This window comes from Vibrio sp. B183, assembly GCF_000740665.1.
In the GTDB taxonomy this organism is placed as follows: domain Bacteria; phylum Pseudomonadota; class Gammaproteobacteria; order Enterobacterales; family Vibrionaceae; genus Vibrio; species Vibrio coralliilyticus.
The window spans coordinates 1-9036 of record NZ_JPQB01000030.1 but is presented as its reverse complement, the minus strand read 5'-3'; the positions used below and the strand labels follow the sequence as shown (position 1 = coordinate 9036).

At 40.8% G+C, this 9036-nt stretch carries 15 protein-coding genes; 13 read left to right on the top strand and 2 right to left on the bottom strand.

Going from position 1 to position 9036, the window contains the following annotated elements; genetic code table 11:
* Positions 1 to 52: 52 nt before the first annotated feature.
* From IX95_RS26975 to IX95_RS23715, 7 genes are all read left to right on the top strand, one after another.
* Entirely contained in the window at positions 53 to 187 is a 135-nt protein-coding gene (locus tag IX95_RS26975; protein ID WP_268745337.1) for a hypothetical protein, read from the top strand.
* Between the two features lie 475 nt (positions 188 to 662).
* A complete protein-coding gene (locus tag IX95_RS23740) occupies positions 663 to 1070 on the top strand; it encodes a hypothetical protein (protein WP_152562070.1) in 408 nt (135 codons plus the stop codon).
* A gap of 157 nt (positions 1071 to 1227) precedes the next feature.
* On the top strand, positions 1228 to 1893 hold the full coding sequence (locus tag IX95_RS23735; RefSeq protein WP_038164535.1) for a hypothetical protein: 666 nt from the start codon (positions 1228 to 1230) through the stop codon (positions 1891 to 1893).
* Positions 1894 to 2050: 157 nt separating this feature from the next.
* Complete coding sequence (locus IX95_RS23730; RefSeq protein ID WP_038164533.1) at positions 2051 to 2542, top strand: GNAT family N-acetyltransferase; 492 nt, start codon at positions 2051 to 2053, stop codon at positions 2540 to 2542.
* A gap of 190 nt (positions 2543 to 2732) precedes the next feature.
* Positions 2733 to 2990 (top strand): type II toxin-antitoxin system Phd/YefM family antitoxin, encoded by a 258-nt coding sequence (locus IX95_RS23725; RefSeq protein ID WP_005448240.1) that lies wholly within the window; start codon positions 2733 to 2735, stop codon positions 2988 to 2990.
* Positions 2978 to 3280 (top strand): type II toxin-antitoxin system RelE/ParE family toxin, encoded by a 303-nt coding sequence (locus IX95_RS23720; RefSeq protein WP_025548916.1) that lies wholly within the window; start codon positions 2978 to 2980, stop codon positions 3278 to 3280. The genes IX95_RS23725 and IX95_RS23720 overlap by 13 nt, the downstream gene beginning before the upstream one ends.
* 161 nt (positions 3281 to 3441) lie before the next feature.
* Positions 3442 to 3882: a GNAT family N-acetyltransferase gene (locus IX95_RS23715; RefSeq protein WP_038164529.1), complete on the top strand. Its 441-nt coding sequence runs from the start codon at positions 3442 to 3444 to the stop codon at positions 3880 to 3882.
* Positions 3883 to 4005: 123 nt separating this feature from the next.
* Here IX95_RS23715 and IX95_RS23710 read toward each other — a convergent pair whose 3' ends face one another.
* Both IX95_RS23710 and IX95_RS23705 read right to left on the bottom strand, forming a co-directional pair.
* Complete coding sequence (locus IX95_RS23710) at positions 4006 to 4503, bottom strand: GNAT family N-acetyltransferase (RefSeq protein ID WP_038164527.1); 498 nt, start codon at positions 4501 to 4503, stop codon at positions 4006 to 4008.
* Positions 4500 to 4772 carry a type II toxin-antitoxin system TacA family antitoxin gene (locus IX95_RS23705; RefSeq protein ID WP_025507006.1) on the bottom strand — a complete coding sequence of 91 codons (273 nt, stop codon included), beginning with the start codon at positions 4770 to 4772 and terminating at the stop codon, positions 4500 to 4502. The genes IX95_RS23710 and IX95_RS23705 overlap by 4 nt, the downstream gene beginning before the upstream one ends.
* Before the next feature lie 718 nt (positions 4773 to 5490).
* Between IX95_RS23705 and IX95_RS23695 the strand changes: the two genes are divergently transcribed.
* The 6 genes from IX95_RS23695 to IX95_RS26115 all read left to right on the top strand — a co-directional run bounded on the left by IX95_RS23695 (position 5491) and on the right by IX95_RS26115 (position 8844).
* Positions 5491 to 5979 (top strand): DUF523 domain-containing protein, encoded by a 489-nt coding sequence (locus IX95_RS23695; protein WP_038164520.1) that lies wholly within the window; start codon positions 5491 to 5493, stop codon positions 5977 to 5979.
* A 135-nt stretch (positions 5980 to 6114) separates the two neighbouring features.
* The gene (locus IX95_RS23690) at positions 6115 to 7017 is read left to right on the top strand and encodes a hypothetical protein (RefSeq protein ID WP_038164518.1); all 903 of its coding nucleotides are present in this window, start codon (positions 6115 to 6117) and stop codon (positions 7015 to 7017) included.
* A 123-nt stretch (positions 7018 to 7140) separates the two neighbouring features.
* Positions 7141 to 7428: a hypothetical protein gene (locus tag IX95_RS26420; protein WP_038164516.1), complete on the top strand. Its 288-nt coding sequence runs from the start codon at positions 7141 to 7143 to the stop codon at positions 7426 to 7428.
* A gap of 293 nt (positions 7429 to 7721) precedes the next feature.
* Positions 7722 to 7823 carry a winged helix-turn-helix transcriptional regulator gene (locus IX95_RS27115; protein ID WP_152562069.1) on the top strand — a complete coding sequence of 34 codons (102 nt, stop codon included), beginning with the start codon at positions 7722 to 7724 and terminating at the stop codon, positions 7821 to 7823.
* Positions 7796 to 8302: a hypothetical protein gene (locus IX95_RS23680; RefSeq protein WP_160175008.1), complete on the top strand. Its 507-nt coding sequence runs from the start codon at positions 7796 to 7798 to the stop codon at positions 8300 to 8302. The genes IX95_RS27115 and IX95_RS23680 overlap by 28 nt, the downstream gene beginning before the upstream one ends.
* Positions 8303 to 8526: 224 nt before the next feature.
* Positions 8527 to 8844, top strand: coding sequence for a YceK/YidQ family lipoprotein (locus IX95_RS26115; RefSeq protein ID WP_160175007.1), 318 nt, complete (start codon positions 8527 to 8529; stop codon positions 8842 to 8844).
* The last annotated feature ends 192 nt before the right edge of the window (positions 8845 to 9036 follow it).

Below are 9036 nucleotides of genomic sequence, written 5' to 3'. Positions count from 1 at the left end.
TGCCCATTAACGCGGCGTTAGGCAAACAATAAATGACGGAGAAGTACAATCTATGAAGAAGTTTTTGAATGAATGGCGTGCATTAAGTAAGTCAATGAAATCTGCTTTTGTATTGGCTTGGGGGTATATGTTATTGACAGGTATAGCTCATCTATTATTTGCACTTGATGAAATTATGGGGATATAAAAATGCTGAAGTTATACAGGTGGTGGTTCTCAATTACAGCATTCGAGCGAGCAATGCTTTTCTTTGCTTTTACGTCATGTTTATTTACGCTTGTTCAGGTTGTGTATGGGGTAGAGGGGTTAATTAATGGAGAATGATACCTCAATGCTCGAAGCATTTTCTATAAGCTTGTTGTATTCGATGTCATTTGCTCAGATTTACTTGCTGTATGACATGCTGACATTTTATTACAGTTAGCGAATGGCATTAATCTATCGAAGTTAGCCTAACAAGCTGCTTAAGACGGACTATCAACGCTCGGCAATTTTTGTTCCATTCGGGGGTAGTGTTTACGGTGGTCTGGTTAAGTGTGGCGGCATGCGTTGCTAGCCACTTAGCAGGGCGTTAGCTATCCAAGGAGGAACGATTGAGGAATATAGAAATATTTGAAGCATACTCAGGGCACTTACTCGCTCGCCTGTATGAGCACTTCCCTTTGAGAATTAACATTAATGCTTATGATATTGCATTTGATCTCGATGACGACTTGTGGAGTCAATCTCAAGAAGAACAAAACAACGGAACTCATAAATACAACCGCCATAAAAGTCCCATTGGTTTGTCAAAAGCTACAATCGAATGGTTGAGTATGTCTGGGTTGATTTTCTATGAAAGCTCTAGTGGCAGTGACTTTAAGAACGTTTGTTTAACCCCAAAAGGTTTAGAGGCGATCAAAGCTGCCCCTGAGCAAGGTAACCGGCTTCTTGCAGCAGCAAAAGACTTAGCTACTAGCAGCGTAAAAGATGCTGCAAAAGCAGAATTTCAAGAAGTTTTCTCAAGCATTCTTAGCTGGTGTGTAAAAAACTCACCAACGATAATTCAATCAGTAACTAATTTGGACTAATAGCTAACAAATTGCTTAACAGGGACTCCTAACGCTTGGCCACTTTCATTCAAATCGGTTTCAGCGTTTAGGGCACAAATTTTAAGTTTGGTGGTATAGCGTTATCGCCCGTTAGCAAGGCGTTAGAACTTACTACTGAAAAATCATAGAGCGAGAAATGAAAGAGTTACTTTTATTATCAGCTTTGCTATTTGGAGCAAACGTTTTAGCACAAGAAAAAATCGACCTTGATAGCTCCTATTGGGAAATCGTTCCTAATGGTCACACTATAATTGAGGCTATACATGGTGACCTAAATGGAGATGGTAGAGACGATATTGTTTTGATGATACAAGGTGCAGACCAAAACAAAATGGTCACTGATGAGTACCGTGGTCAGTTAGATCTCAACCGAAGAGGAATTATTGTTGCTTTAAGAAATAACGACAAGTACGACGTCGTTGTTGAAAATGACAATTGCTTCTTTTCTGTTGATGAAGAAGGAAGGGCTGAAGAAATCTTAATGAGTATTACAAAAGGAAACTTACATATTGATTTTTTAGATGGTCGATTTGAGAACCAGTGGAGTTACAACTTCCGTTACCAAGATTCAGATCTTGAGTTAATCGGTTATGAGGCAATGGCTAATCGAGGTCCTAGAGTGGAGGTAGTTACTAGTATTAATTACCTGACAAAAAAGATGCTCACTACCGAAAATGTTAGTGAGCTTGATGATGCCCCAATATTTAAAGAGAAGTGGTCAACCTTTGTTCTTGAACACAGATTTAAGTTAAGCCAAATCAGCGACTTTACTGAATTTGGTGATGGTGTACGAAATAGATAGACCCGCAGTGAGACGTAATTCTAACAAACTGTTCAAGAGTGATTCACAACGCGTGGCATTTTTACTATGCGTTGATTTTAGTGTTTAAGGTGATATGCGGGAGCTTCAGCATTGCGTTGCTCACACCTTAACAGGGCGTTATGTGCTTAGGAGTAAAATGGAAATTACGAAAGCGAAAGTAGGTCATCAAGACCAGTTTAAAGACTACGTTGAGTCCTGCATTGCTGATGGCTTAGAGCTTTATGAAGAGGCAAAAACTGACAGTAGTGCGTATCTAAAGAAGAGAATCGCATACTCCAAAGGTTTAGGGTTGCCTGACGGTTGGGCTCCAATAACAACTTATTTTTGTATGGAGTCAGGTGTAATTCTCGGGTCAATCAGAGTTCGACATGGTACAAACGAGTACATTGAAAATGTTATAGGTCATATTGGTTATGAAACCAGACCGACAGCTCGTGGTAAAGGGGTCGCCTCATTTCTTCTCGCTTGGGTTCGTGACAATGTTGTACCTGACTCTGCTATTGTGACCTGTTCAATCGAAAACTCAGCATCACAAAAGGTCATCGAAAGCTGTGGTGGTGTATATCTGGGCAACTACACAGATGAAAGTGAAGGTACAGTAAGGCGCTACCGTTTGGTACGCACATAACAAGCAATTTAAGAGGGATTCACAACGCTTGGCACTTTTGCTTCTACTTCAAATTTAGTGTTTATGGCACAATGTTTTAGGTTGGGTGGTAGCGTTGTTCACCCCTTAATTGGGCGTTAGCCGTCATGGAGCTTGCTATACTCAAAGTGATAGAATAGTATCACTTTAGTATTCCTTTGGAGCAGCTCTCATGAAAGTAGAACTAGTTACATCACTCAAACGTCAAGCAACTAAGATCCTCGCCGATCTCCACGACACCAAAGAGCCAGTGTTAATTACTGAGCATGGTAAGCCATCCGCTTATCTCGTTGATGTTGATGACTACGAGTTTATGCAAAACCGTTTAGCTATTCTTGAGGGTATTGCACGAGGTGAGCGTGCACTAGCTGACGGTAAAGTGGTAAGCCATGATGAAGCCAAGGACAAAATGTCAAAATGGCTGAAATAATCTGGACTGAACCAGCGTTATCTGACCTCAACGATATCGCTGAATACATCGCACTTGAAAATATCGTAGCTGCAAAGCAGTTAGTGCAAACGATCTTCTCCAAAGTCGAACGCCTACAAACTTTCCCAGAGTCAGGTCGTATTCCACCCGAGCTAGAACATTTAAGTTATCGTGAAGTTGTCGTTAATCCATGTCGTGTTTTCTATAAACAAGACGGTGACAAAGTGTTTATTCTGTTTGTTATGCGTGCAGAGAGAGATTTGCGTAAGTTCCTGTTGAGTAAACAGTAACCTTTGGGAATGAGCGGCCAACAAACTGTTTAAGAGTGATTCGCAACGCGTGGCATTTTTACTATGCGTTGGTTTTAGTGTTTAAGGTGGTATGCAGCGGCTTCAGCATTGCGTCGCTCACACCTTAACAGGGCGTTATGTTTTCGAAGGAAGTTGGTAGCATGAGCCTCGAATTAAGAAGTATAGACAAAACGAACTTCTATGAGATTTGTCAGTTACAGGTAGCTCAAAACCAGTTAAACCATGTTGATAGCAATGCTATTTCATTGGCTGAAGCAAACTTTATGCGTTTTCCTTGGTTCAAAGGTATCTATTCTGACAATAATCCAATTGGCTTTGTTTTAGTAAACGCAGACACAGTTTCAGGTAAGTTTGAACTTTGGCGGTTCATGCTTGATAAGTCTCAACAGTCAAAGGGGTACGGGCGTATCGCTATCGATTTGTTGAAATCAGCATTGGTTAATGAGTTCGGAATATCGGCTCTGTATACAAGTGTTGTTACAGGTTTAGGTAGCCCTCAAGGCTTCTACGAAAGTTGTGGTTTTGTATCAACAGGTTGCTTAGTTGAAGGGCGTGAAATAGAGTTGTGTCTATCCCTTTAACTACAAACATAACAAAGCATTTAAGAGTGATTCGCAACGCTTGGCGGTTTCGCTTCGCTCAAGTATAGCCAAGCGCTGCTCACACCTTAATGCGGCGTTAGTTTGCTAAAGGCTAGCGGGTAACTAGCCTAAGCTGGCTCTCACATCAGCAATGGTGATGAAGAGTTTATTTCCAGCGTCTTCAAATGCTTGAAAACCATAGCGTTCATAGAAGTGTTTCGCACCGTCTTTGGCGTCAACGATAACAACTGGAAATGCAACGCTATCACTAGCAGCTAATAGCTTTCTGAGTGCGTCGATAAGCAGCCACTCACCAAAACCTTTCCCTTTGTATCGCTCATCGACAGCAAGACGGGCTATCAGACCACCAGAGGTGGATGATTGGTGCTTTTTTTGTAACTTATCAGGCAATGCCTTTAAGTCAATTGGCGTCATTGTTAGCGTGTAAAAGCCGATGACATGTGAGTTGTCGTTATCATCTTCCAAAACAAACGTTCTGGTGTTGTCCTTCTTTGCTTGCTGACTAGCCATTACTCTTAAGTAATTATTGAGAGCTTCGATGCCACAGTTGAATCGGTTTCTATCGTGTTTAGCTTTATCTAGAAGTACCGTATTCATCATTGAGTTTTGCTCTCGTATCGATCAGCTGCAGCTTTTAGTTTTGAGTTCTGTGTTGCAGGACAGTCTAAAGCTTCCATGAGCAACATAGCATCAGCTTGGCTCAGTTTTAAAGCCTGTTCACGTTCGATGACTTGTTTAGCTTTTTCGATTGCAGCGCTTAGAACAAACGAGTTGATGCTAGACATGCCGGCGATCGCGGCAGCCTTAGTAAGTAAGTCTTGTGTATCGACATCAACTCTAGCGGTGATGCGAGGCAAAGTAGTTGCCATAATGTTATCTCCTGTTGTGTCAAAATGTCACATGTGTATTATGGTCTTAAAGTGTGCAATAATCAATCTTTGTGTCACTTTGGCACGCAAACTAACAAACAATTTAAGAGTGATTCGGCACGCGTGGCATTTTTACTATGCGTTGGTTTTAGCGTTTAAGGTGGCATGCGGAAGCATCGGTATTGCGTTGCTCACACCTTAACAGGGCGTTATGGTGCAGCAAGATTTAGTTCTTATTTGGCTTGTTGGGTCAACGTTTGCGGCGAGTTTTCTGGGAGCTCTTGTTTCCTCTCTTGATTCCAAATTTTTATCTCTGGTGAAAAGCCGCTTTGGGTATGCTGCTAAGGCTAATCTGCCGTTTACATCTATTTCCCAAGTGAAACTGGTATAGCGGCAATTAGCTGAACCTCAGATTTAGTGGGGCGGCCCTTCTTTGTTTTAATTGGCTGTATCGTTGTTGCTAGGTTTCTTCTTCGGGTTTTATAGGGTTGCTGCATATTGGTTTGTGGGTATTCGTGGCCGCAAAGAGCTTAAGTTTTGTGGTGAGGTATTGGTTGTCTTAACTTCCATAACCAAGCGTTCAATCGGACAACCAACGCTTGGCAATTTTGGTTCACAGTTTGGTTTTTGTGTTTATGGCACAATGGTTTAAGTTTGTGGTAGCGTTGTTTGCCAATTAACGCGGCGTTAGCTATTTCTCGTATATAAAGGAGTTCCAGTGGTAAAAGTTCTCGTTAGTTCATGTCTGGTTGGAAACAACGTTAGATACAATGCGAGCTGTTTATCAGTCAAAGAGCCTGAGCTGCTATGGCTCAAGTCAAACGCAGAACTAGTGACCTTTTGCTCCGAAGTCTCAGCAGGTTTACCTATTCCTAGAGCACCTGCAGAAATCATTACTGGTAAAGGTGTTGATGTGCTTGATGGTTTGGCAAACGTTGTTGGAAATGATGGTATTGATGTTACTGAACAATTTGTAAGTGGGGCAGAGAACGCTTTGGAACTTTGCAAAAAACAGCAAATAAAGTACGCGATACTCGCTGAAGGTAGCCCTTCCTGTGGCAGCTCAAAAATTTATGACGGTACATTCAACGGGGTCAAAATCGATGGCTCAGGGGTAGCTACTGCATTGTTAGAGCGCAATGGAATTAAAGTCTACAGTCAACATACGATAGCTAAGCTCCGAGAGGCGTTGGAAAAAAATAGCTAACAAACTGCTCAAGAGGGATTCGCAACGCGTGGCATTTTCATTATGCGTTGAATTTAGTGATTAAGGTGGTATGCGGCGGCTTCGGTATTACATTACTCACCCCTTAGCAGGGCGTTATGTTTATAGGAGAGTTCTGTGAGTGGAGTGAAGATTCCATTTGGTTATGATTCAAATCGAAACCAAGTAACAATTTTGAATTACCTGCCTTTTGGAAGACCGAATCCAATATATTGTGGTGGAAAAGGCTGTGAAGCAGAACTTGAGTATGTTTCAGCTAGTCAAAGGGTTGGTAAGTCAAGGACAACTCAAGTTCCAGCTTACTTCAGGTTGGCGAAATATGAAGATCATTCAATTACTTGTTCTTTTGCTACAAAAGGAAAACAAATAATTGACGTAGCAGGCTCAACAAATGAAGTCCTGACAGCCCTAGCTAATGGTAGTCGAGTTTTTCGCATTCATTTGATGGATGATAAAGACCAAATGAAAATGAAAGGTAAGGAAAATGATTTTTTAAAAAATCATAACCACGACACAGTAAAACGAACCTATAGAACACGCGGTAGAAAATTGCCTTATGTAAATAGTCTAAATGGTTTGCTTGACCTTTATGAATATGGGCGCAAAAATCCAATAATGCGTCAGTCAATTTTCGTTATGGTAGATAAAGAAAAATTAAGGTGGGATGAATTTTTCTTTGACGTTAAGCATTATGATCAATTACATCAAAAGGTACTTGCTAACGGTACGGTTAAAGCTGCGGTTATAGGTCAGGTTAATAAAGTCAATTTTAGTACCCCAACTAGGCGTTTTTCTTCAGCTGAGCTTTCTCCAAAATTTCAAGGTAAAGGGAATAATATTTACCCTATTGCTCGTTTAAAGTTCGGCTTAAATCATAGTTTCATCACACCGAGTAAAAAAGTATTGTGTTTTGGTTCATTTAAATTAGAGCATGACGTGTCCAAACGTATCGTTCCTTCTAACAGAGGACATGAACTAGTTATGGGGTTAGCAGCGCCATACCAGTGGCTTGAAATATAAACATAACAAAGCGTTTAAGACGAATTCACAACGCTTGGCATTTTGGGTTTGAATTAACTTTAGTGTTTACGACCCAATATTTTAGGTTAGGTGGTCGCGTTGTTCACCACTTAACGCGGCGTTATGGTGCTGCAAGATATAGTTTTTATTTGGCTTGATGGTTCGGCGTTCGCTGTGAGTTTCATAGTCATTCTCACATGCCTACTAGGTTCCAAATTTTTATCTCTGGTGAAAAGCCGCTTTGTGTCTTTCGCAAAGGCTAATCTGCCGTTTTCATCTGGCTCCCAAGTGAAACTGGTACAGCGGCAATTAGCTGATACTTGGCTTCAGTGGGGCGACCCTTCTTTGTTTCAATTGGCCGTATCGTTGTTGTTAGGTTTCTTCTTTAGGCTTTTTGGGGTTGCTGCATGAGGTTTGTTGGGTTTTGTGGTTACAAAAAGCTGCAGTTGTGCGGTGAGCGTATTGGTTGCTTCAACCTTCCATAACCATGCGTTCAATCGGACAACCAACGCTTGGCAGTTTTGGCTCACGGTTTAGTTTTTGTGTTTATGGCACAATGGTTTAAGTTTGTGGTAGCGTTGTTTGCCCATTAACGCGGCGTTAGGTTTTTGATTGTGCTTGGTCACTCATTTGTCTGGTGAATATTGACTTGATTGTCTACTCATTGCTCTAATTAAACAATGAGTTAGATACAAGGTATTGAAATGGAAGTTGTACAAAAAAAGGCAAGAATAAATTCACGTTCAGTTTCGGAGACGATCGGTTTAATTACGGCTACGTGCAATCGTCAGGTAAAGGTGATGTAGATCTTTACTACGGTGACTTGCCACATAAAAGTTCAGAGATCATTGAACAGAATGAATGGCTGAGAAATGTAGGCATTCTTTGGATTGTAATTGGTATTTTTCAAAGTGGATATGGCAGTTTTACGCGTGAAGCGTTTTACTTAGATCCAATGTGGATCTTAATAGGTGGTGCTTGTTTAATTTGGGCGGTTGTATCAAAAATTACCTACACAGTTTATAACACTGACGAGGTTAACCTGCTTATCATACAAGATAGACAGCATGATGCAGTAGTCGATACATTGATGAGTCGACGTAAAGAGCAACTTTTAGCTTGGTATTCGGATATTAACATGGAGAACGAGTTAGCTAATGAGATCAACAAGTTTAAATGGTTAGCTGAGCAAAAAGTATTAAGTGAAGAGGAATCAAAGCAAAAGATAGAAGAAGTAAAATATTACCATCAAGAGCAAGGTGGTACAGAAAGAGTTCTTAACTAGTCATAAACCTAACAATCTGTTTAAGAGTGATTCGCAACGCTTGGCGTTGCGTTATTGTGTTTAAGGTATTCCGCGGGAACTTCGGTATTGCGTTGCTCACACCTTAACAGGGCGTTAGGCAATTTTTTATAAAGAGAGTTCCAGATCCCATATATTGAACATTTACCGAGTGAATGATTTTTACATTGTTAGAATATCAAAATATTGCAAATAGGAATACTTTAATGGCGTTAAGAAAAAGGCTAAAGCTTTTGGGAATAGCTTTAATTAGTCTTATCCAAGGATGTTCTTCAGTTGATACACATATAGTAAGTGGTGAGCTAGGGCATCCATTTTCTGGAACCGTGCAATCAGCGGTTTACCAACCGTGCGTTTTTATATTGAGCGGTAATTTATTTTTCATTCCTTACCCTATAGCGTTTGTAGATCTGCCATTATCTTTCGCCGCAGATTTATTGTTTTTGCCTGTTGATCTAGCGTTAATGTCTTCAACTAAAGGAGGCTATTCTTCGGTAATAGACTACCCATCAGGTTGTACTTAAAAACTTGGCCTAACAAACTGCTCAAGGCGGACTATCAACGCTCGGCAACTTTGGTTTTAGTTTGGTGAAGTGTTTAAGGCGGCTAATTTACGTATCGTGGTTTGCGTTGCTAGCCACTTAGCAGGGCGTTATGGTGCAGCAAGATTTAGTTCTTATTTGGCTTGTTGGTTCAGCTTTCGCTGTACGTTTCTT